Genomic DNA, 24,010 nt, shown 5'->3' with positions numbered 1-24,010 from the left:
TTTAAACAAAATGAGTTACAACGTCAACGAAAAAGGCTATTACGGAGAATTTGGAGGCGCTTTCATTCCGGAAATGTTATATCCAAATGTAGAGGAACTACGCCAAAATTATTTAAAAATCACAGCAGAGCCTGAGTTTCAAGCTGAATTTGATGCTTTGCTAAAAGAATATGTAGGTCGTCCTACACCGCTTTATTTTGCCAAGCGATTATCAGAGCAATATAATACTAAAATCTACCTGAAGAGAGAAGATTTATGCCACACTGGTGCGCACAAAGTAAACAACACGATTGGGCAAATTTTGTTAGCCAAACGCTTGGGTAAAAAACGAATCATTGCTGAGACCGGAGCTGGTCAACATGGCGTTGCAACAGCTACAGTTTGTGCCTTAATGGGACTGGAATGCATCGTGTACATGGGTGAAGTCGACATCAAACGTCAGGCGCCAAATGTGGCTCGTATGAAAATGTTGGGTGCCGAAGTTCGTCCGGCAATGTCAGGTTCAAAAACCTTAAAAGACGCCACTAACGAAGCCATTCGCGACTGGATTAACAATCCCGTTGACACCTATTATATCATTGGATCTGTCGTGGGACCACATCCTTATCCAGATATGGTAGCGCGTTTTCAAAGTGTTATTTCTAAGGAAATCAAAGAACAATTACTGGAAAAAGAAGGTCGTGAAAACCCTGATTATGTGATTGCCTGCGTAGGTGGCGGAAGCAATGCTGCCGGGACCTATTATCATTTTCTGGACAATGAGGACGTAAATATTATTGCGGTTGAAGCAGCAGGTTTAGGAGTTGATTCCGGCGAAAGTGCCGCAACTTCTGCCTTGGGAAAAGTGGGTGTTATCCACGGAAGTAAAACTCTTTTGATGCAAACAACGGATGGTCAAATCACCGAACCGTATTCCATTTCAGCAGGACTGGATTATCCGGGAGTTGGTCCTATGCACGCCAATTTATTCACCACCGGAAGAGCGCAATTCATCTCCATTACGGATGAGCAAGCGATGCAATGGGGAATCAAATTATCTCAAATGGAAGGATTAATTCCCGCCATTGAAAGTGCGCATGCCTTTGCCGTTTTGGACGAAATGAAATTCAAACCAGAAGATGTGGTAGTCATCAATCTTTCTGGTCGCGGCGATAAAGATTTGAATACGTATATTGATTATTTTAAATTATAAAAAAGGCATAATTTGGGCGTTCCCAAAGGGTCGGGCTGTCCGCTATATCTTTTTCATGGCAGAAAAGCCATAAAAAAGGATGCCGCTTCCATCCCTAACGCAGACAAATAACTAGAAAACATTATTTATGGAACAGCTATTCTCATACGGTACATTGCAGTCAAAAGAAATTCAGATGCAGGTTTTTAATAAACTATTAAGTGGAACTGAGGACATGCTTTTAGGATACAAACTAAAAGATTTTCAAATAGAAGAAGAATTTGGAATGGAAGATTATTTTGTAGCCATTCCAAGTGAAAATCCTTCGGATGCAATAAATGGTATCGCTTTTACTGTAACCAACGAAGATCTCATAAAAGCAGATCAATTCGAATCTAATGCTTATAAAAGAATTCAAATAACATTGCAATCTGGACTTTCGGCCTGGATTTATATTGAAAGTTAATAATCCAGAAAAATAGTTCCGATTTAAACAACCTACTAGGTTTCTAAAACCAAATTTTGAATACAAAATTATTACCCACAAGGTTATGGAAACCTAGCAGGAATAAATAAAATTATATTAAAATGAACAGAATAAATCAAAAATTACAAGAGACTAAAAAGATACTTTCCATTTATTTTTCGGCGGGATATCCTAACCTCAACGATACCGTACAAATCATTCAGGATTTAGAAAAAAATGGTGTGGACATGATTGAAATCGGATTGCCGTTCAGTGATCCATTGGCCGATGGACCAACAATTCAAGCCAGTTCCACGCAAGCCTTACACAACGGAATGACGACACAAGTTTTGTTTGACCAACTAAAAGACATTCGTAAAACGGTTGCTATTCCTTTAGTGATTATGGGTTATTTTAACCCAATGTTGCAATACGGAATAGAGAATTTCTGCCAGAAATGTGCTGAAATTGGAATCGATGGATTAATCATTCCTGATCTTCCGGTTGATGTCTATGCCGATGAATACAAAGCCACTTTCGAGAAATATGGCTTGAAAAATATATTCTTGATTACGCCACAAACTTCTGTAGAACGCATCCACTTTATTGACAGCGTATCTGATGGATTTATCTATATGGTAAGTTCAGCGAGTGTTACAGGATCGCAAACTGGTTTTGGAAGCTCTCAGGAAGAGTATTTCAAACGCATTGCCGACATGAATCTAAAGAATCCTCAAGTAATTGGTTTTGGAATCAACAACAAGGAAACTTTTAATCAAGCCACACAATTTGCCAAAGGAGCAATTATAGGAAGTGCATTCATTCAGCATCTTACCGAAAACGGAACAGGAAATATTGAAGAGTTCGTAAAAGCGATTCGATAAAACAACTTCTTTTATATAAAATTAAACGGCATTTAAAGTTGATTTAAACGCCGTTTTTTTATGGTTTAAACCTTAGAAAATCACAATATTATTTGTAAGAAAATTTTATATATTTGTAAATAAATAAACAGTGGCGTTTATCAGACCTGTCGACCCAATCTCGCGGTGATAAGTCTGACTTTGTCAGACCTATATAATAGTTGTGCGCTATATTAATAAAAGAACTGATTTAAATTGAACATTCTACAAAAAATACGATACGAATTTGAAATTGACAAAAGAAATCTAAAGGAGCAGATTCTTATTGAAAAAAATAACATTTATTATATTAAGCCGACTGATTCTATAGAAAAAATGATATGTTTTTTAATATCAGCAGAAGATCACAGGTTTTATTATCATTTTGGATTCGATATAATTGCAATACTAAGGGCAATACGAAATAAATTAATTTGGAATAAAAGTGAAGGTGCTAGCACGATTGAGCAACAATTAGTTAGAGTATTAACGAACAACTATCAACGTAATTTGAAAAGAAAGATTAAAGAAATCATTCTAGCTTATTCTTTGAAAAAAATTTTGTCGAAAAGAGAAATTGCTTTGATCTATTTGAATATTGCTTATTATGGAACCAACTTACAAGGATTAAATAAGGTTTTAAGTAAGTTTGATTTGCATTCTGAAAACGAAATTAATGATCAAATTTGTGCAGAAGTAGTTGCTAGATTAAAATATCCAGAACCATCAAACTATAATATTAGAAAATTAGATTTGATTAGAAAAAGAACATCACATATTAAATTTCTTTATAACAAACATAATTCAAGTAAATATTTAAATTATTATGGCAAATATAATTGATTATATAAAATTATCAAGTGAAGCAAAATCTGTCACAACTTTATATACCAGTCCGGATCAGTTTTTGAAAAATTATCTTTTGCTTGATGATTTAGAACAAATGTCATATATAAATCACTTCATTGTAAATAATGTAAAATTTGCATTTAAAAATGAACCTCTGCTTTACGAAAATTTGACGCAGTATTTGGGAGATAAACTCAATATTAGTAAAGATAAAATCAAATTAATTGGCAGTGCAAAAACAGGATTCTCCATAAGTCCAAATCCAGATTATGGGAAAAAATTTAGTGAGAAAAGCGATTTAGATTTTGCTATAATTGACGAGGGAATTTTTTCACAATCCGTAATAGAATATAAACAGTGGAAAAAAAACTTTGATAACGGAATTTACCCACAGCAGCTTCAAAATAAATATTGGAAAGACAACTTTGAAAATTTAAAACATCAATGCAAAAGAGGTTTTATTGATACTTATAAAATTCCAAATTATACCGAGTTTAAAACAACTCAAGGTATAGATAATAGTCTTTCTCTAATTGTTGCAAATTTAGACACTTACCATAATATTAAAGTTAAAAATGCTTCAGCAAGAATCTATAAGGATTGGAATACATTTTTCAAACAATTACGTTTAAATACTGAAAGTGTTCTATCAAAAATCAACTAAATACAGCGCACAACCGCTATTTTGAGCTAGCTGGAATTTAGTGGAATTAACGTTGTGAGAATTTCTGTTCAAAAATCGTATTCAAAAGAACACCATGAATCAAAAAACCGTTGTACTCATTGTTGGAGCCGGAGCTGTCGAAAATGCATGGCTACCAATTTACAAATCATTTCAAAATGTTTTTGAATCTTCGATTGATGACGCCGATAGTGCAAATTTTCAATTTACTAGATTAGTATATCTTTTAAGATTTTACTCCGCAGCAAAATTTGCTGAAACTACAAAAGATGCTCTTGAAAATGCTAAGCGAAAAATTACCGAATTAAAACATGAAATTGTAAAACAATTAAATCTTGCTCAACAAAGTCAAGAATTAAAAGTTAGAAGTCATTTTGAAACACTTTTAATGAATTTTATCTTTAAAGAAGAAATTAAATTTGCAGTAATTTCTACAAACTGGGATACAGTTGTAAACGAAGCAATAAATAAATTCGCTAAAAAAATTGAACATGGAAAAACCATAAATACTTTCCACTTGCATGGTTCCATTGAAAAGCCGAATAGTTTATATCTTCCTTCAGAAATTACATGTGAAAACTATCGAAGTGTTGAAGAAGATAACGAACACGGAGTAAATCAAGCAATTCTACTTAGCATTTTAAAAAAAGCAAATCAAATTATTCTATATGGCATTTCGCTAGATCCGTTAGACGCAGAATTAAATCAAACAATATTTGCAAGTTTAAAAAATGAAGATTTACAAGAGATTGTTGTAATAAATCCAGAATGCAAAAAGGTTTCAAGCAGAGTAAAATTATTATTACAAGAAACGAACAGAAATATAAAAATTTCTTGTTATAATCCTTTAAAATATGATATCCATTAGAACTCCGCAAGACAGCGGTTTTGCGAAATTGCCTGATTTAGTACAAAATAGGACCAGTTTTTCATTAGCTCGTTTTCGTTCACCGAAAGTACCCGGCCCAGCTCCCCAAAGTATTCTTCTAAGAAGAAGAAATTTATCGTGAATGCTGCGCAAATGTCTCTTACTTTGCGCTAGCAATCGCAACAAATACTTTGGAAAACAAGATAATTGCTGCAGGCTGTTAATAATAAACACACTCCTCAAATTAAGTTTCCAAATAATAAATCATTCCATGATACAGATTGTCCAAAATTCAAAGTTTGTTTTGTACTTTTAAAGCACACTCATTAACTGAAAAAACTCAAATTAAAATAATGAATTATCACTTTAGAAAAGCTCAACTGTCTGAAATAGCTTCATTATAAGCCATTTTGCAATAAGTTATTAATTTAGAAAAGAAGACGATAGAATAAAGGGCAAAAAAGACGATAACGAAATATTTTTAATTAATTTTCACGAAATTAATCACAATAATTTTTGAATTTAATTTTACGAAAGCCAAAAGGAGACTTAAATTTTGAGTATGTATTGTATCAAATGAACTCTTTATTTTAGAAATGTATTTAATATTAAGAAAATAAGTAATGAAGATTGAAAATAAAATATTTATAAGAACATTTTTGTTTACTGGATTTGGTTACGCAGTATTGATGGCAGGATTTGATTATTTAGACGGGGAATCATTTATACAATTTAAACACTTATTTCACTTTTTATTTTTTGGAATGTGTATGGGTCTATTGGCTCGATATAACTACAAAAAACAATTTAAAAAGGAAATAAACGAAAACGAAAATACAAAAACGGATCCTAAATTATAAAAAGTAAACTCCACTGGTACGCAAAGTGTTCTTCTAAAAAAATAGGTAATGTAAATCCATTTGGTAAATATGAAAAACGTCAGTATCATACTATTTAGGATTATATGTAATGTACTGTTTTAAAAGCTATCGATTGTTCCTTCAAAGCGTTGTATATTAAACTTAAATCCGTATTTTTAATAATCTGCTTTATTTAATTCTATTAGACAAAAACCTATGACTCTATTTACTCAGATTATTTGGCTTTTTATATTGGCTATACCGGTTGCTTGTGTTTCATGGACAGTTACCCACGAGAAATTGTTTCGAGAGCCGAGGGAATACTGTCTTAATAGAAGCCTTCATGATGACACTTTGTTAAAAAGAAAGTTTTTTTACCTTTTTACCTGCGAATACTGTTTTAGTCATTACATAACAATCCTATTTCTTTTTTTAACTAATTATAAACTTTTGCTGACTGACTGGAGAGGATATATCATAGCAGGCTTTTCTTTAGTATGGATAGCCAACAGTTACATGAGTATATATGCGCTTATTCGACAAAGTATTAAAAAGGAAATAACTGAAATTAAAGTGTTGGAAAAAGAGAAAAAAATTTAATCCCGAATCGGTAGTGCGAGTTCTCGCCCGCTGAGCTCGAGATAGCAATCGCAGCAAAGAAAATATTCCTTATTCTCCGCAAGTTATTCTTCTAAAAGTAAATATATCCTATAATGAGGAATGTCCAAAATTCAAACTTTGTTTTGTACTTTTAAAGCACACTCATTAACTAAAAAACTTAAATTACAATAATGCATTATCACTTTAGAAAAGCGGAACTCTCTGAAATAGTTCCGATATGGGAAATTTTACAACAAGCTATACAACGCAGAAAAGAAGATGGCAGTACCCAATGGCAGGACGGTTATCCAAATCCGGAAGTAATACAAAAAGATATTGAAAAAGGCAAAGGATTTGTTTTGACAGACGGAGAAACTATCATCGGTTACAGTGCGGTACTCATCAATGACGAACCTGCTTACGCTACAATTGAAGGCAACTGGTTAACGAATGATGATTTTGTTGTCATGCACCGCGTAGCTATTTCTGAGAAACATTTGGGTAAAGGACTGGCTAAACTGATGCTAAAAAACATAGAAGATTTTGCATTAAGCAACAATATTTACAGTGTAAAAGCTGACACAAATTTTGATAATATTGCTATGATGAAAATTTTTGAAAACTTAGGTTATACCTATTGTGGCGAAGTTTATTTTAGAGGAAGCCCCAGGAAAGCATTCGAGAAAGTATTACACAAACAAGACTGATTGAAATTAAAAAACCGCAAATTCGCAAATAAAAACAGTTAGTAACTGTTTCAATAATTTGCGAATTTGCGGTGAGTTTTTTTTAAAAATCTTAAACTACAGCTTCTTCTTCAGGAGCAGTTTCAAATTCCATGTGGTCCTCGATTTCCATTGCTACTTCCGGCTTAGATGCTTTCAGCGCATTGAATCTTTCTAATTGTTCCAGTTCACCTTCTTCCCCACTGAAATAAGGAAAAACATCCATAATAGGAGATTCTGAAATTGCAGGAACGGTGTAGTCGCCCATCGTACCTTTCATCACGCTAATGGTGTTATCATAAGCCTCTTTTACATCATTGGCTTGCACTAATAAATACATATTAGTTTTGCGTTCTTTACCGCTTTCTTCATCATAGGCCAATAAAGATACTTTAGATCTGAACCAACGATCCGCATTGTCGAAGGGATGAATCTCAGCATAATTAGCGACTTTAATATTCGTGATTTTAAATTCTTCACTGATATACGCCGACATTTCTTCATTAATTCTGCTTTCAGCTTCCGTGTAAGATAACGCGTCTACCAAGTACGGTTCCGTTGTAATCTTCTGTCCGCCAGTTTCGTCTGTTTTTCTATATTTTACTTTGCATTCGTACCAAGTTGTGCTCATTTCTTTTTTTTTTTAAAGGATGTCAAAGATAGATTTAAAAGAAAAAAAACAACAGTATTACTAAAATAGATATTCACAATTTTAGATGGAAGTCGGTATTGATTTTTATTTCAATTAAAAGAATTAATTCCTCAAATAAAATAACAGCCTTTACAATAAGCAAAGGCTGTTTTTAAAAAATATTTCTTCAAAACTGAGTATTAGTCAATAAGTGTAACCAAATCCTCTTTGTTTTTTCTGACTTTTGCTAAGTTTGCTAACCAGTCATTTTCGGTATCTCTGTAGCCTAAAGGAAGAATTACACAACTTCTAAGACCTTTAGCTCTTAGGTTCAAAATTTCGTCTAATGCATCTGGCTCAAAACCTTCAATTGGTGTGCTGTCTACTCCTTCGAAAGCGGCAGCTGCGATAGCCATTGCAAAGGCAATGTAAGCTTGTCTTGCTGCGTGCTGAAAGTTAACTTCGGCATCTTTTTGAGGATACGTACTCAACAGCATCTGACGGTAATTTTCAAAACCTTCATTTTTAAAACCTCTGATATCATTGGTATGATCAAATACTTTATTGATACGATCCGCTGTGTACGTATCCCAAGCGGCAAATACTAATAAATGGGAACAGTCTGTAATCACGGATTGATTCCACCCTATTGCTCTGATTTTTTCTTTAATTTCTTGATTGGTTACCACCATTATTTCAAAAGGTTGCAAGCCACTTGATGTAGGTGCTAGAATTGCTGCTTCGAGAATAACATCAATTTTTTCTTGAGCTACTTTTTCTCCGTTCATCGCTTTGGCTGCATAACGCCATTTCAATTTATCTAATAATTCCATTGTACTATATTTATTAATTACTGTTTTTTTATATTAAAAATTTTTACACTTTTATACTATCCCATGCCACTTGAAAACTTTCTTGCAATGTTTTTTCATCCAAAGGACACAATCCCCTATTTTTCATGTTCATCAAAAAAGCCATAGGATATATCGAATAAGCATACATCAGATAAGGTGAAATATCCTTCAGAATACCCTCTTCTTTTCCTTTCATCCATAAATCAAAAAGCGGCGTCAGGAATTGTAATCCTTCTTGTCTTGTTATTTCATCAATCATGGGCGTATTATCACATTGCGATAAAAAAGAGGCTTCTTCTTGATGGGTCAATTTATAATGCGCCATATTGAACCAGATTTTTTTAAAACTAAGCTCCACTGATTCCTGAAGATTGTAATCTAAAAAGGCCGCCTCAGCAAAAGACGATTTTACTGTTAGATACAATTTACTGACTAAATCTTGTTTACTTTGAAAAAACAGATAAATCGTGGCGGGAGAAACAGCTGCAATTTTAGCAATTTTTGCCATTGAAGCTCCTTGAATCCCTCCATTATTTACTAAAGTCAAAGTAGCTTTCAAGAGAGCAATCCGTTTATCAATACTTTTTTGAAGTTGCGCCATGTTTGATATTATTCTTAAATTCCTAATAAATAACAACTCTATTAAAAAATGCTTAAAAAAACATTTGTACTAAAGTTATATTGAAATACAAAGATACTATAAAAAAGAATGAACATTCATAAATCACAATTAATTATGTTTTGTTTACCCTTAAAAGTATGTTAGAAAAAGGAAAGCATTTCGACAAATAGCATGTTCTTCCGTTATTTTTTTAAAATCGAGCCGAGGAAACCAATAAGAAGGACTATATTGAATAAATTATTTTCCTTACCAGTTTATAAAAAATTTATAACTTTGGTTGACAGCAAAAAAATAAACTTTTATGAAAGCCTTAATTTTTATTAAAATTATGTTAAAAAAAAATTAAACACTTGTTTAAATTAAACACTTGTTTAGTTTTGTTTAACAAAAATTCAATTCCATTGAAAAGTAATTTTAACGAGAAACAAATTCTAATCCTCGAAGTTGCAGAAACACTTTTTGCAGAGAAGGGATTTGACGGTACTTCCATTCGAAACATAGCAAAAGTCGCAAAAATTAATATTGCCATGGTTTCGTACTACTTTGGTTCCAAGGAACGATTACTGGAATCGCTTATTGTTTACAGAACTTCGGATCTTAAAAATCAATTGGATAATCTGCTAAATGAAGAACTGGAACCTATAGATAAAATCAACAAACTAATTGAACTGTACATCAACAGAATTAATAGTAACAGAGGAATCTATCGAATTTTACACTTTGAATTTACTTCTAAAAAGAGAGAACAAAATCTTCAGGCTTTTTCTGAATTAAAAAAAGGAAATCTAAAATCCCTTGAAGCTATTATCGAGGAAGGTCAGAAAAAAGGCATTTTCAGAAAAGATGTTATAATTCCGCTTATCACACCCACCATTCTAGGGACTTTCTTTCATTTTCACATGAATAAACCTTTCTTCGAGAATTTATTAAACCTGAAAACCGAAGATTTATACAACAATTATATCAAAACCAATTTGACAAAGCACATTCAACAAACTATAAAAGCACTTCTTATATATGAAAGTTAGTCAATTTATGCTCTTTGGGATTTTCTTTATTGGAATTTCAGCAGTAGAAGCACAAGAAAAAACAAGTTTAACATTGAACGAAGCCATTAATTTGGCTTGGACCAAAAGCAATGAAGTTACGCTGGCCAATACAAAAGTAAAGACCAAAAAATACGAATTGCAGGCTACAAAAAACAATCAATATCCAGATTTGAAACTTTCAGGTCAGTACCAAAGATTGGCAAATGCATCAATAGATTTTAAACTGGATCAAAACAATTCTGGTACTCCACAAGCGATTCCTATTGTCAATCAGTTAATGATTGGTCAGTTGAATGCCAGTGTTCCGGTATTTTCTGGTTTTAAAATTCAAAACAGCATCAAAGCAAATGAAAATTTGTATCAGGCTGAAATGGCTACATCATCCCAAACTAAAGAAGAAATTGCGTTGCGAGTGATTGATTATTATGCCAGTTTGTACAAAGCACAAAAAACAATTGAACTGTTGAAAGAAAATCAAAAAAGTGCCAAACAGCGCGTTAAAGATTTTATAGAGCTTGAAAAAAACGGAATTATTCCTAGAAATGATCTGTTGAAATCTAAATTACAAGCTTCGAAAATACAATTGTCACTGGATGAAACGAATAATAATTTAAAAATAATCAACTTTTATTTGGTTACACTTTTAAAATTAAATCCAGACACTAAACTGGAAATTCGGGAGGATGATTTTGCTGATTTCCAAATGACAAATATTCCAACCAATGAATTACCAGCTTTAGAAAATCGTAAGGATTTAGAAGCGATTCGGTTTCAGGGAAAAGCCAGCGAAGCAAATATCAAAATAGCAAAAGCTTCCTATTATCCAGCCATTGCGATTATTGGTGGATATACCGCTTTAGACCTGAGCAATGTAATTACCGTACAAAATGCGATGAATATTGGAGTTGGAATTTCGTATGATTTGAGTGCTATTCTAAAAAACGGAACTCTGGTTAGACTTGCTGAAAATAAGTATTTTGAAGTTCAGAATTCTGAAGCAATATTAACGGATTACATTAAAATCCAAGTCCATAAAGCGATTGAAGATTACGATTTAGCATTGAAACAAAACACGGTTTATGAAGAAGCACAGGAACAGGCTACTGAAAATTTCCGAATTGTAAAAGATAAATATGACAATGGACTTTCAGACACAAATGACCTGCTTGAAGCTGATGTCGAACAGTTAAATTCAAAAATCAATAAAGCTTTGGCGAAAGCTAATACAATCCAAAAATACTACGAGTTACTCTCCGTAACTGGTCAATTATCTCAATCCTTCAATCTTGCTCATAAATAATCAACTACCATGGAAAAGAAAAAAACAAATAAAAAATTTATTATTATCCTAGTAGCTTTGGTTGTTTTAGGAGGAACTTATGGAACTTTTAAATACATCCATTCACAATCCCACGAGGAAACTGATGATGCGCAAATTGAAAAAAACATGAATCCAATTATTCCGAGAGTTTCTGGATATGTAGATAAAGTGTACATCAAAGATAATGATTTTGTAAAAAAAGGCGATACGCTTTTTACTATTGACCGAAGAGACTACCAATTGAAAATTGAAGAAGCCAATGCAGCAATGATTGGCGCTGAAGGTAATTTTGAAGTGACTAAAGCTGATATTGGAAGTGCTTTAGCCAGCATTTCTGTTTCGGATGCAAATGTGTTGTCAGCGGGTGGAAATATTGAATCCGCAAAAATAAGATTGGGACGTATCACAAGTGATTACAATCGATATGAGAATTTGTACAAAAGCCATTCTATCACAAAACAGCAGTACGAACAAGCTCTGGCGGCTAAACTGGAAGCTGAAAGTCAAGTTCGTGTTTTGCAACAACAAGAAAGAGCCAGTGCATTTCAAAAATCAGTTATTGTGGCCAAATCTAAAGTTTCTGATAAACAAACCGAAGTGGCTGCTGCCAATATTAAAAGAGCCAAAGCATTGCTGGATGCCGCAAAATTGAATTTAACCTATACCGCGGTAACTGCTGCGATTGATGGTCAGGTATCCAAAATTGATATTCAGCCAGGACAATTGGTTCAGCCAGGACAATCTTTATTTTACATTATCAACAATAAGGAAGCTTGGGTAATTGCTAATTTCAAAGAAACGCAATTGAACAAAATGGTAATTGGACAAAAAGTAACTGTAAAAGTAGATGCATATCCTAATTATGATTTTCAAGGTTCTGTCACTTCATTTTCACCTGCAACAGGATCTCGATTCTCATTGCTACCGCCAGATAACGCGACAGGAAACTTTGTAAAAACGATTCAAAGATTACCGGTAAAAATAAGTTTGAACGCAACAAACGATCCTGAAAAAATAAAATTATTGCGCCCGGGAATGAATGTAGATGTAGATGTACATTTAAAATAAATCTATTTTTCTAGATTTTTAAAAAAAAAGCGACACTTTTAAGACAATTATAGTTTACACTTTAGCATAAATGGTACAAGCGGGAGAAGACGATTTAGTAGAATATGGCTACAGACGAGTTCTGATTACGATTACAGCAATACTTTGTACCCTGCTCGAAATCGTAGACACCACAATTGTCAATGTAGCACTGACAAACATGAGGGGAAGTCTAGGTGCTACGCTAAACGATGTTGCATGGGTAATTACAGCTTATGCTATTGCCAATGTGATTGTCATTCCTATGACCAGTTGGTTGTCACAACAATTTGGAAGACGTAATTATTTTGTTACTTCCATTATTATTTTTACGGTAGCTTCTTTTTTATGCGGAAATGCAGATAATATCTGGGAACTTGTAACTTTTAGATTTATTCAAGGATTGGGTGGTGGTGCTTTATTAGTGACAGCTCAAACCATTATAACCGAGAGTTATCCTATTGCAAAACGAGGTATGGCCCAAGCGATTTACGGAATGGGTGTCATTGTTGGACCTACTTTAGGTCCGCCCTTAGGAGGCTACCTTGTTGACAATTTTTCGTGGCCATATATTTTTTACATCAATATTCCACTTGGAATTATAGCCACTATTTTAGCCTTGACTTTTGTAAGGAGTCCTAAATATGGCGAAAAGTTGAAATCTAATCAAGTCGATTGGTTGGGGATTTTTCTATTAACGGCATTTATTGGTTCTTTGCAATATGTGTTAGAACACGGGCAACAAGACGATTGGTTCAATAATAAAACAATTATACTTTTAACCACTATTACCGTTTTTGGTTTAGTACTTTTTATTTGGAGAGAATTAACATATAAATACCCTATCGTCAACTTAGGTGTTTTAAAAGATGGAAATCTAAGAATTGGAACAGTTATGTGTTTTATTTTAGGATTTGGACTCTATGGCTCCACTTTAATCATCCCAATTTATACACAAACAATTTTAGGTTGGACTGCAACTGATGCGGGGCTGTTACTGATTCCAGGATCAATAACCACAGCTTTAATGATGCCAATTGTTGGAAATTTACTTCAAAAAGGTGTTCCCCAAAGTTATATGGTAGGTCTTGGTTTTTTAATTTTCTTTTTCTTTACCTATATGATGCACAACAGTATGACACCAAATACTGGTGTTGAACATTTGTATTGGGCGTTAATTTTAAGAGGAATTGGATTAGGACTCCTTTTTGTACCGATAACTACATTGTCCCTTTCTACATTAAAAGGAAAAGATATTGGCGAAGGCGCAGCTTTTACAGGTATGATGCGCCAATTAGGAGGTTCTTTTGGTATTGCAATCATTACAACATTTATCACCCGATTTAGCCAGGAACACAGAGTCAATTTAGTTTCACATTTAGGCACAACCAGATTAGAGGTTCAAGAGCGAGTTTTGATGCTTCAAAAAGGATTTATGTCGAAAGGATTTACTGCTAATGAATCGTTGAAAAAAGCGTATCAGGTCATTGACTATTCTGTCATGAAACAAAGTGCTGTTTTATCGTATATGGATATTTTTATGTATCTCGGAATTATGTTTCTGTGTTGTATTCCAATTATCTTTTTTATTAAAAAAGGGAAAAACAAAATCAACCCGGCTGATGCTATGCATTAGCAAAAAAGCGATTAATTCCGTCTATACCTACCTCGTAAAAACCAAACGATTGCCTTCTGATAAATTTGCATCAAATTGATAGCCATCATAATTAAATCCTTTTAAATCGTCTATCGTTTGAGCATCAGTATCAATAATATAACGAACCATCATTCCTCTGGCTTTTTTGGCAAAAAAACTAATTATTTTTAATTTCCCATTTTTATAATCTTTGAATTCCGGAGTAATTATAGGAACTTTCAAAGCTTTAACATCAATTGCCGAAAAATATTCAGTACTCGCTAAATTGACAAACAACTCTCCATCTTCAAGTTCTTTATTTAAAGCCTTTGTAATTATTGGCTTCCAAAATTCATACAGATTTTTGCTGTCGCCAATGGGTAATTTTGTTCCCATTTCCAATCGGTATGCTTGAATCAAATCTAATGGTTTTAACAATCCGTACAAACCGGAAAGGATTCTTAAACGATCTTGTAAATCCGCTATTTTTTTTTCAGAAATCGAACAAGCGTCTAATCCAATGTAAACATCTCCGTCAAAAGTATAAATAGCAGGACGCGAATTTGAAGTCGTAAAAGGGGTTTTCCAAGCTTGATTTCGCTTCCAGTTCAAATCAGCCAATTTATCGGAAATACTCATTAAATCAGATAAGTCCGCAGGTTTTTTTTCTTTTAAAACTTTATGAACTTGACGCGATTCTTTTAAAAATAAAGGCTCCGAATGCAACGCAGTGGGCAAATTTTTATCAAAATCTAAAGACTTGGCTGGCGATATTACAATTTTCATAGACAGTACTCTTTTGAGCGTTTTTTATTAATTTTCTCAAAAGTACTAATTGCAATCAAGAAATCACGAATCATTAAATTGATTTGTTTAATAGTTCAATAGATAATGAAAATTGTTTCCTAATTTAATTATTTTTGAAAAATAAAATACCAACGAAATAATTATGAATAAAATTGAGATTAGAAAAGCAACAGGATCTGATTTGGAAACAATCCAAAAGATAAGCATCCAAACTTTCACTGAAACTTTTGCCGGTGTAAATACGACAGAAAATATTGCCGATTACATAAAAAACAGCTTGAATACGGAGCAACTAACGGCTGAATTAAACAATGTAAATTCTCAGTTTTATATCGCGTACTCAAATGATGAAGTTGTTGGCTATTTAAAAATAAACTTTGGTGACGCGCAAACAGAATCTATAAATGAAAATGCTTTAGAAGTGCAACGAATTTATGTTTTACAAAATTTTCATGGAAAAAATATCGGACAACTTTTACTAGACGAAGTAAAAAAAATTGCGAAAAATACTGATGTTGATTCTGTGTGGCTTGGTGTCTGGGAAGAAAATCACAGAGCACTTCGATTTTATACAAAAAATGGATTTGTTGTTTTTGACAAACATGTTTTTATAATGGGTAATGACGAGCAAACTGATTTATTGATGCGATTTGAAATTCATGAATAAAAATTAAATTATAACTTGTTTAGGCACTTCTAAAACGGCAATTGCCTTATTTTTGTGCCAAACATTATCAAAATACTATGAAACAGGATGTAATTATTGTGGGAGCAGGACTGGCGGGATTAGCTGCTGCTGTTCATTTGCATCGTCAAGGGCGAAAAGTAATGCTGTTGGAAGCCAGTGAACGCGCGGGCGGGAGAATTAAAACCGATTCACATGAAGGTTTTCTTTTAGATAGAGGTTTCCAAGTGCTGTTGACGGCTTATCCAGAAACACAAGCATTACTGAATTACACGGATTTAAAACTAAAGAAAATGTTACCCGGAGCAACCGTTCTTTATGACGGAGGCAATTTTGAAATCGCAGATCCATTCCGAAGACCTTCGGCAGCATTTGCTACACTTTTTGCTCCCGTTGGTACTTTAAAAGATAAAATTAATACGCTCTGGTTAAAGAATAGATTACAAAAACTAACCATTGACGAAATTTTCGAACAACCAGAACAAACGACCAGCAAACAGTTGGCTGAGTATGGTTTTAGTACAAAAATGATTCAACGTTTTTATGCGCCTTTCCTCTCGGGAATCTTTTTGGAGAATGAATTGAAAACTTCGCGTCGAATGTTTGATTTTGTGATGAAAATGTTTTCAGATGGAGATGTGGCGGTTCCTGAACTAGGAATGGAAGAAATACCTAAACAGTTAGTTGCCATGCTTCCCGAAGGCAGTATTCAATGCAATACAAGAGTCACTGCTATTGAAGGCAAAACCGTAGTTACTGAAGATGGAACCGTTATGGAAGCCAACCAAATCCTTTTGGCTACGACCGCAAACAACCTTACCCAAAAATTCTTTCCGAAACAAAAAATGACCTCTCATCAGGTTACAAATATCTATTTTGAAGCCAATGAAGCGCCAACTGATAAAGCAGTTGTGATTTTAAATGCTTCAACTAAGAAAAAATGGGTGAATAATTTGACAGTGATTTCTAATGTTTCCAAAGCGTATGCGCCAAAAGGAAAAGCACTTATATCCGTTTCTTTCAATGGAATCCCAACGATTGATGACGCAACTTTGGCAGAAAACATGAAACAAGAATTAAAACAATGGTATGGCGAAAAAGTAAATTCATGGAAAATGCTGAAAGCCTATCGCATTGAATATGCTTTGCCAACTCAAGAAAGTGTGCGAAATACGATTGATGCTTCTGAAATAAAAATTTCAGATACACTATTTATTTGTGGAGACGATTTACTGAATGGATCTATCAATGCAGCTCTAAAAACAGGACGATTAGCTGCTGAAGCGATGAAAATATAGTTTGCTGTACATTATAAATCGATTATTGCCACAATTTCATAGATTTTAATTTATCAAAAAAATTATAATCGGTGAATCTGTGGCTATTTTTTTTGCCTTTCTATAAATTAAATCGCTAATCTATCACCACTTTATAGCTAGGATCTTCAAGAATATTTACGTCAATTACGGTGTCAGCATTTTTTAATAAGGTCCTGCAATCTGCACTTAAATATCGCAAATGAACCGTTTTATTGACTTTCGCATACCGCTCCGTAATTTTATTTACAGCATCAATCGCACTCATATCGGTAATTTTACTTTCTTTAAAATCAATAACGACTTCGTTTGGATCATTTGAAACATCAAATTTTTCTGAGAAAGCCGTAGTGGAAGCAAAAAATAAAGGTCCGTAGATTTCATAATGCTTCACCCCTTTTTCATCGATATATTTCTTAGCCCGGATCCTTTTGGCACTTTCCCATGCAAAAACTAATGCAGAAATAATTACTCCAATCAAAACGGCTAAAGCCAAATTATGCAATACAATAGTGATTAGCGCAACCAAAACTCCAACAAAAATATCGTGTTTAGGCATTTTATTGATAATTCTAAAACTTGCCCATTCAAAAGTTCCGATTGCCACCATAATCATGACACCAACTAAAGCCGCCATAGGCAATTGTTCAATTATTGGGGCACCAAATAAAATAATAATAAGTATAGTCAGCGCAGCAACAATTCCAGACAATCGCGCTCTGGAACCCGCCGAAAGATTAACTAATGTTTGTGCAATCATAGGGCAACCACCCATCCCGAAGAAAAAGCCATTCAAAATATTCGAACTCCCTTGCGCAATACATTCGCGATTTCCATTTCCTTTAGTTGCGGTGATTTCATCGACTAAATTTAAGGTCAACAATCCTTCTGTTAACCCAACGGAAGCCATGATTAAAGCATACGGAAATATAATTTGCAACGTTTCCAGATTTATCGGAATATTCGGAATGTGGAATGGCGGAAAACCACCACTTACTGAAGCAATATCGCGTACCGTTTTGGTTTCAATACCAAAGAAAAAAACCAAAGCAAATACCACAATGATTGCCATTAATGAAGCCGGAATTGCTTTTGTTACTTTAGGAAGTACCACTACAATTCCAATAGTCAGTGCTACTAATCCCACCATAATGAACAATGGAGTTCCCGATAGCCATGTACTTTGCCCGTTGACTACTGCTTTAAATTGATCCAACTGCGACATGAAAATAATAACCGCTAAACCATTTACAAAACCAAACATAACGGGTTGCGGCACCAATCGTATAAATTTTCCAAGTTTAAAAATACCTACTAAAATTTGTAAAACACCAGCCAAGGCAACGGCTGCAAGCACATATTCTAGTCCATTAGAATTCATTAATGCGATTAAAACAATCACAGTTGCTCCTGCTCCACCAGAAATCATTCCAGGTCTTCCACCGAAAACTGCCGTAATTAAACCGGCGATAAATGCAGCGTATAAACCCATCAGCGGAGGAAAACCCGCTACTATAGCAAAAGATAGGGATTCTGGAATCATGGTCATAGCAACCGTTAATCCCGCCAAGATTTCTATTCTGTAATTGACTTTTTGTGAGAAATCAAATAAATTAAATGCTTTTTTCATGAATAATTATAATAAGAAACTTCCGATACAATTTTATTGTTCAAAATTGCATCGAAAAATAATTTCGATAAACTTTTTTGGGGAAAATCCCTTGATTTAAAGACTCTAAATCAGGTCGGAGTACATTCTGAGATTACTAGGATGACGTTTTTCACTAGAGCTGCAAAAATAAAACTTTTAACTCGTTTCCCCAAACAGAAAGTGAAATTGCGTAAATTTGGCAAAAATTATCGTTTTTTTTCATAAAACAAGCATTTAAATGCGACATCAATCGATTCAAATTTAAAAATAGCTATGAATCAATATATTTAAAATAAAATACTTTCTTTGAAAATGATAAGCAAAACACTATCGACACAATAAAAAAAACCTATGAAATTACTACATACTTTATTCTTCGCTCTTCTTCTAAATATCAGTTACTCGCAATCGACGAACGACTATTTTGAAAAGATTAGAAATAATGAAGCTGATTTAACTGCTTTCTTTTCACAAATGCCAAAAGGCGGCGATTTACACCACCACTTTTCCGGTTCGATTTACGCGGAGCCATTATTACAACGTGCGATTGCTGATGATTTTTATCTCAATACCGAAACGATGGATGTTTTAAAAGAAAAACCATCAACCGGAAACTGGGAATTATTTTCGACCTTGAAAAACAACGGATCACTAGACGTTTACAAACAAAAAATAATGCAAAAATGGTCCGTAAAAGACTATAATTATGTGGATTATCCATCGGATAAATTGTTTTTTGAATCTTTTATGAAGTTTGAACCGGCCATAAAAGGGAATTTTGGACAGGGATTATTGGAACTAAAAAACAGAGCCATTTCAGAAAATGTCAGTTACATCGAAACGCAACTTTCTACGATTCCAACTATAATGAACACGGATGATTTAACGCAATTCAATTCCAGATTGCGAAAATTAGCTTTGGCAAAAGATGAAAAAGCAATTTTGAAAACATTGGATTCAGTGTACAATTCCTTACTGAAAAAAGATGCTGAATCCTACGCCACAACATTCAATACTAGTTTTGTAGCGAAAATGCACAACGATTTAAAAATTGATGATAAGCAATTTACGATGCGCTATCAAAATTTTGTTTTGCGTTTCATGGAACCTGTTGATTTATTCAAAAATCTGGTAATTGCATTCATTTCGGCAGATCAAAGTCCGCTAATGGCTGGAGTTAATATAGTTTCACCAGAAGATGGCGAAACTTCGATGAAAGATTACTGGTTACACATGCTAATGTTTAAATATTGTAATTCCCGTTATCCAAATGTAAAATATACGATGCATGCCGGCGAGCTGACGCTTGGTTTAGTGCAACCCGAAGATTTGACTTGGCACATTGGCGCAGCCGTTTATACTGCAGGAGCTCATCGTATTGGTCACGGAGTTGATATGGCGTACGAGAAAGATTCGTATGATTTATTGCGTTATATGGCCAAGAAAACTATTCCTATCGAAATTAACTTAGTGAGTAACGAGTTTATTTTGAAAGTGAAAGAAAACCGTCATCCGCTGACTTTGTATAAACAATTTGGTGTTCCCATCGTAATCAGTACTGACGACGCAGGGATATTGCGCACGAATATGACCGAACAATATGTTTTGTTAGCCAAAAGATACAAAGACGTTTCCTATACCGATATCAAGCAATATGTGTACAACAGTATCAATTACAGTTTTATAAAAGAGGCTTCCATTAAAAAGCAATTGCTAAAGGATTTAGATGCCAGATTCAAAACTTTCGAAGCTAATTTCCCTTTAAAATAAATGGTTCACTTCAATCTAGATTTATTTTTATAACACAAAAAATCCGCTACAAAAGCGGATTTTTTGGTGAAACAGAATTTACATTCTGATTATTTTGGATTTAAAATCAATTCAATTCTTTTGATGGCATCCTCATAATGGTACTTGGTTTCTGCATTTATAGCTCTAGTTTTAGCAACTGCCAAAGTCGTTCTTAAAGCATTTAATTCACCTCTTACCAATCCTCTTAAATCAGATTGAGCCACATTGTAAAAATCAGATGGACGACCGGATTTAATTTCTTCTTTCATCAAAAATGCCATTCTTTCGATATATGCTCTTTGCAAATTTCTTCTGTAAATCGTCACATTTGTTGGTAAATTAGCCTCTTTCCAAATTCCTTTGCGCATATCTGCTAATAAATCCAAGGCTTTGTAATTTGCCGTTCCCATTATCTCTGCATCCATTAATCGACCCAGGCGTTCAAAACTCAAGACACTATTCAAATGTCTGGCTTGTAAGTTTCGGAAACGTTCTGTGTATCCAGCATAATTTATATTTTTCAATGTATTCACATTCACCAACCACGTTGGAGAAGCAAAAGCATTGTCTTGCAACCATTGCATCGCTTCTTGTTGTTTTGCTTTTGGTACAATATCATAAATACTTCCTTTTTGATTTGGTTTTTTGGTCGCTTCATAAACGCCGCCAACATTAGTGACTACATGACCTACATACCTACTCCAAACACCCAACATTTCTTCGTACAACTCCTCTAAATCATCATAATTATTAGTGACATCACTAGTCCATTCCGGTAAATGAGCCGCTACATATTGCAAGTTTTTAAGTCCGTACGAACCCGCTTTCATCGAATTATTCCCAATATCTTCTGTTTGCGAAGTCGGGTCAAAACTACTGCTTTGGGATCCAAATTTATAGATTGGATTTCCCGCTTTTTCCATAATCCATTTGTCTAATGTGGGTACTTCAGCCTCTGGCGAAGTTATATTTGGAATGAATCTATATCCCCAATTGGTGGCATAATGGTCGTAAGGTCCCATCTGGCGAATGAAACGCACATTTTTATCTCCTGGTTGCGCGATATAATTAAAACGCGCATAATCCATCAAACTCGCTGCTATACCGTTCTTTTGAGTAAAAGCACCGTCTCTGTAATTTTCAGTGTCATACGCACAACTCGCACCCATATTATGAGGAAAACCAAGAGCATGTCCCACTTCATGCGCAATAACCATACGCATCATTTCTCCCATTTCTTCATCACTGGTATTTAATGTTCTTGCCGAAGGATTTGCTGCTCCGGTTTCTAACAAATACCGATTTCTATAAGAACGCAAATGGTTGTGGTACCAAATCACATCACTTTCAATAATTTCTCCCGTTCTAGGATCAGAAACACTTGGTCCAACCGCATTACGCGTTGTACTCGCCACGTAACGAATCACCGAATACCGGATGTCTTCCGGACTAAAATCAGGATCTTGTTCCTTAGTTGGAGCATCCTTGGCGATAATCGCATTTTTAAAACCTGCAGTTTCAAAAGGCTTTTGCCAATCTTCAATTCCTTGCTTGATGTACTTGCGTAATTTTTCAGGCGTGGCAGGATCTAAATAATAAACAATCGGTTTTATCGGTTCTACCAGTTCACCTTTTGCGTAAGCGACAGGATCTTTGGGTTCTAATTTCCAACGGCGGATGTAGGTTTTACTGTCGGATTTTAATTCGTTGCTTCCATAATCAATTTGATTCATCGTAAACCAACCCACTCGAGGATCCGCTAATCGGGGCTGCATGGGTTTTTCAGGCAATAAAATCATCGATTGATTCATCTGGATACTGATTGTTTCTGAATCTGCCTGAACCGGCGGTTTTGAAGCGTTATAGGTAAAATCCTGAATTACTTCAATATTCATGGGAAAACTTTTCATTGTATTGATAAAACTGCGGGATTCATCCAGTCCTTTTACTTTATACATTTCTCTCATATCAGCCGATAAACCGCTAATTGATTTCACGTCGGTAGCATAAAATTTAGTCACATCAATTACCGTATTTGACGAATCTTTGCTGAACGCTACAATATCAAAAGCAAATAAAATAGGTTCATAATTATTGGATTTCACCGAAATACTGATCGGCAAACTGTCATTAGCAACTGCACTGAATGATTTTAATTTAATCAGGATTTTGTCTTGAAAACGTTCCCAAACAATTAATTGCTCGTTGGTTTCGGAACCGGCATTTACATATCCGCCGCCTAAATTAGCTGGAAGTTTAGCCAATCGACTGACCAAAAGCATGTCTTTATTCAAGTATTTATTTGGGATTTCGAAGAAATATTTCTTATCCACTTTATGAACGATAAACAATCCATCGTCAGAAACGGCATCTTTAGTAATTACCTTGCTGTATTCCTTAATCGTCGCTTCCGGTTTCTTTTCCGGTGGCGGGACTACAGTGGCATTTTTATCTTTTTTTCTTTTGGATTGGGCAAATTGGGCGGTAGGTACAAGCATTGCCGCAGCAATTGCTGTTAAAATGAAAAATTTCTTCATTTAGTGGTTATTTAGTGGTTAATCAATACCAAAAATAATTTTTAGAGCCTACAAATTGAATAGTATTCATTGGTTTAACTTTTAATTAACAACCATTCAATCTAGTATTTTTCTTTTTATTATCGGTAATTTTGCACCATAAAATACAACCTGCCAGATTTGGTTTTAGTCTAAAACTATCAGCTTTACGTTAAACAAATCCTGAATCTCGAGCAAAATTTATTTACAAAACACGTATTGCTTTTACGAATCTACGAGTATAACCTGGCTTTTTTAGACTGGTAATCACCACTTGCATTTCACGACCTGAGGTAGAATGAATAAAATCACTTTCCACTCCTTTTGGATTTGTTACGATGCCCAAATGGCCGATAACATTTCTGGTCGGACTCAAAAACAACAAAATATCTCCTTTTTTCACGTCGGCAATCGGGATTTCTTTACCGAAATTCTCAAATTGCGACGAGCTGCGAGGAACCTTAATTTTAAAATTATTATAGACATAGTACACAAATCCGGAGCAATCGAAACCATTTTTGCTACAGCCCGCTGTAATGTAAGGTGTTCCTAGTAATCTCATTCCAAAATTGACAATCTTGGTTCCCAAGGAATCATCATTTTCAATCGGATCTACAAATATCTTAGTGACAGTATTTTCATTTCTTTGAGGAGACGATTTAACTGACCTAAATGCACCATAAGAATCGTTACCTACATCAAGTAGCGATAAACCTATGAATAATGTCAATTTCACGGTATTTATCCTTTTAAATTTCATAGTAAAAATCAAATTAGCATCCTTTAAATTTTTATAATTGGAATCCCTGCCTTGTGTATTTCATAATTGAAACAGAACTTTATGGAATCCCATAAAGTTCACTTTTACAAATCTCAATGAATT

At 34.2% G+C, this 24,010-nt stretch carries 21 protein-coding genes; 14 read left to right on the top strand and 7 right to left on the bottom strand.

Features of this window, described 5'->3' with window-relative positions:
• The first annotated feature begins 10 nt into the window (after positions 1-10).
• The 7 genes from trpB (at position 11) to G7A72_RS14500 (ending at position 7,105) form a co-directional block, all read left to right on the top strand.
• A complete protein-coding gene (gene trpB / locus G7A72_RS14530; RefSeq protein ID WP_113666108.1) occupies positions 11-1,192 on the top strand; it encodes a tryptophan synthase subunit beta in 1,182 nt (393 codons plus the stop codon).
• Positions 1,193-1,319: 127 nt separating this feature from the next.
• Positions 1,320-1,637, top strand: a complete 318-nt coding sequence (locus G7A72_RS14525; RefSeq protein ID WP_113666109.1) for a gamma-glutamylcyclotransferase family protein — start codon at positions 1,320-1,322, stop codon at positions 1,635-1,637.
• A 122-nt stretch (positions 1,638-1,759) separates the two neighbouring features.
• Positions 1,760-2,521 carry a tryptophan synthase subunit alpha gene (gene trpA, locus G7A72_RS14520; RefSeq protein WP_165152976.1) on the top strand — a complete coding sequence of 254 codons (762 nt, stop codon included), beginning with the start codon at positions 1,760-1,762 and terminating at the stop codon, positions 2,519-2,521.
• 234 nt (positions 2,522-2,755) lie between these two features.
• Positions 2,756-3,382, top strand: a complete 627-nt coding sequence (locus tag G7A72_RS14515; protein ID WP_165152975.1) for a biosynthetic peptidoglycan transglycosylase — start codon at positions 2,756-2,758, stop codon at positions 3,380-3,382.
• Positions 3,366-4,052, top strand: coding sequence for a hypothetical protein (locus G7A72_RS14510; RefSeq protein ID WP_165152974.1), 687 nt, complete (start codon positions 3,366-3,368; stop codon positions 4,050-4,052). Before G7A72_RS14515 ends, G7A72_RS14510 begins: the two co-directional genes overlap by 17 nt.
• A gap of 94 nt (positions 4,053-4,146) precedes the next feature.
• Positions 4,147-4,938: a hypothetical protein gene (locus G7A72_RS14505; protein WP_165152973.1), complete on the top strand. Its 792-nt coding sequence runs from the start codon at positions 4,147-4,149 to the stop codon at positions 4,936-4,938.
• A 1,651-nt stretch (positions 4,939-6,589) separates the two neighbouring features.
• Entirely contained in the window at positions 6,590-7,105 is a 516-nt protein-coding gene (locus G7A72_RS14500) for a GNAT family N-acetyltransferase (RefSeq protein WP_165152972.1), read from the top strand.
• Positions 7,106-7,196: 91 nt separating this feature from the next.
• Here G7A72_RS14500 and G7A72_RS14495 read toward each other — a convergent pair whose 3' ends face one another.
• The 3 genes from G7A72_RS14495 to G7A72_RS14485 all read right to left on the bottom strand — a co-directional run bounded on the left by G7A72_RS14495 (position 7,197) and on the right by G7A72_RS14485 (position 9,209).
• A complete protein-coding gene (locus tag G7A72_RS14495; protein ID WP_165152971.1) occupies positions 7,197-7,754 on the bottom strand; it encodes a DUF4494 domain-containing protein in 558 nt (185 codons plus the stop codon).
• A 200-nt stretch (positions 7,755-7,954) separates the two neighbouring features.
• On the bottom strand, positions 7,955-8,587 hold the full coding sequence (locus tag G7A72_RS14490) for a nitroreductase family protein (RefSeq protein WP_165152970.1): 633 nt from the start codon (positions 8,585-8,587) through the stop codon (positions 7,955-7,957).
• 43 nt (positions 8,588-8,630) lie between these two features.
• Positions 8,631-9,209 (bottom strand): TetR/AcrR family transcriptional regulator, encoded by a 579-nt coding sequence (locus G7A72_RS14485; protein WP_165152969.1) that lies wholly within the window; start codon positions 9,207-9,209, stop codon positions 8,631-8,633.
• A gap of 422 nt (positions 9,210-9,631) precedes the next feature.
• Here G7A72_RS14485 and G7A72_RS14480 point away from each other — a divergent pair, with 422 nt between their 5' ends.
• From G7A72_RS14480 to G7A72_RS14465, 4 genes are all read left to right on the top strand, one after another.
• The gene (locus tag G7A72_RS14480; protein ID WP_371807549.1) at positions 9,632-10,258 is read left to right on the top strand and encodes a TetR/AcrR family transcriptional regulator; all 627 of its coding nucleotides are present in this window, start codon (positions 9,632-9,634) and stop codon (positions 10,256-10,258) included.
• Complete coding sequence (locus tag G7A72_RS14475; protein WP_165152968.1) at positions 10,248-11,579, top strand: TolC family protein; 1,332 nt, start codon at positions 10,248-10,250, stop codon at positions 11,577-11,579. The genes G7A72_RS14480 and G7A72_RS14475 overlap by 11 nt, the downstream gene beginning before the upstream one ends.
• A 9-nt stretch (positions 11,580-11,588) precedes the next feature.
• Positions 11,589-12,668: an HlyD family secretion protein gene (locus G7A72_RS14470; protein ID WP_113666120.1), complete on the top strand. Its 1,080-nt coding sequence runs from the start codon at positions 11,589-11,591 to the stop codon at positions 12,666-12,668.
• A 70-nt stretch (positions 12,669-12,738) separates the two neighbouring features.
• Positions 12,739-14,322 (top strand): MDR family MFS transporter, encoded by a 1,584-nt coding sequence (locus G7A72_RS14465; protein WP_113666121.1) that lies wholly within the window; start codon positions 12,739-12,741, stop codon positions 14,320-14,322.
• Positions 14,323-14,349: 27 nt separating this feature from the next.
• On the opposite strand, the gene yaaA is transcribed toward G7A72_RS14465, so the two are convergent.
• A complete protein-coding gene (gene yaaA / locus G7A72_RS14460) occupies positions 14,350-15,108 on the bottom strand; it encodes a peroxide stress protein YaaA (RefSeq protein ID WP_165152967.1) in 759 nt (252 codons plus the stop codon).
• A 163-nt stretch (positions 15,109-15,271) separates the two neighbouring features.
• On the opposite strand from yaaA, the gene G7A72_RS14455 reads away from it, so the two are divergent.
• Both G7A72_RS14455 and G7A72_RS14450 read left to right on the top strand, forming a co-directional pair.
• Positions 15,272-15,796, top strand: coding sequence for a GNAT family N-acetyltransferase (locus G7A72_RS14455; protein ID WP_165152966.1), 525 nt, complete (start codon positions 15,272-15,274; stop codon positions 15,794-15,796).
• A gap of 41 nt (positions 15,797-15,837) precedes the next feature.
• Positions 15,838-17,112, top strand: coding sequence for an NAD(P)/FAD-dependent oxidoreductase (locus G7A72_RS14450; protein WP_256371153.1), 1,275 nt, complete (start codon positions 15,838-15,840; stop codon positions 17,110-17,112).
• A gap of 115 nt (positions 17,113-17,227) precedes the next feature.
• Here G7A72_RS14450 and G7A72_RS14445 read toward each other — a convergent pair whose 3' ends face one another.
• Positions 17,228-18,760 carry a SulP family inorganic anion transporter gene (locus tag G7A72_RS14445; RefSeq protein WP_165152964.1) on the bottom strand — a complete coding sequence of 511 codons (1,533 nt, stop codon included), beginning with the start codon at positions 18,758-18,760 and terminating at the stop codon, positions 17,228-17,230.
• A gap of 372 nt (positions 18,761-19,132) precedes the next feature.
• Between G7A72_RS14445 and G7A72_RS14440 the strand changes: the two genes are divergently transcribed.
• Positions 19,133-20,551 carry an adenosine deaminase gene (locus tag G7A72_RS14440; RefSeq protein ID WP_165152963.1) on the top strand — a complete coding sequence of 473 codons (1,419 nt, stop codon included), beginning with the start codon at positions 19,133-19,135 and terminating at the stop codon, positions 20,549-20,551.
• An 89-nt stretch (positions 20,552-20,640) separates the two neighbouring features.
• Here G7A72_RS14440 and G7A72_RS14435 read toward each other — a convergent pair whose 3' ends face one another.
• The gene (locus G7A72_RS14435; protein WP_165152962.1) at positions 20,641-23,109 is read right to left on the bottom strand and encodes a zinc-dependent metalloprotease; all 2,469 of its coding nucleotides are present in this window, start codon (positions 23,107-23,109) and stop codon (positions 20,641-20,643) included.
• Positions 23,110-23,332: 223 nt separating this feature from the next.
• Positions 23,333-23,863 (bottom strand): C40 family peptidase, encoded by a 531-nt coding sequence (locus G7A72_RS14430; RefSeq protein WP_165152961.1) that lies wholly within the window; start codon positions 23,861-23,863, stop codon positions 23,333-23,335.
• Positions 23,864-24,010: the final 147 nt, after the last annotated feature.

Source organism: Flavobacterium sp. Sr18, from assembly GCF_011064265.1.
Classification (GTDB): Bacteria; Bacteroidota; Bacteroidia; order Flavobacteriales; family Flavobacteriaceae; genus Flavobacterium; species Flavobacterium petrolei.
The sequence above is the reverse complement of the archived record's forward strand: the minus strand, read 5'-3'. Positions and strand labels throughout refer to the sequence as shown.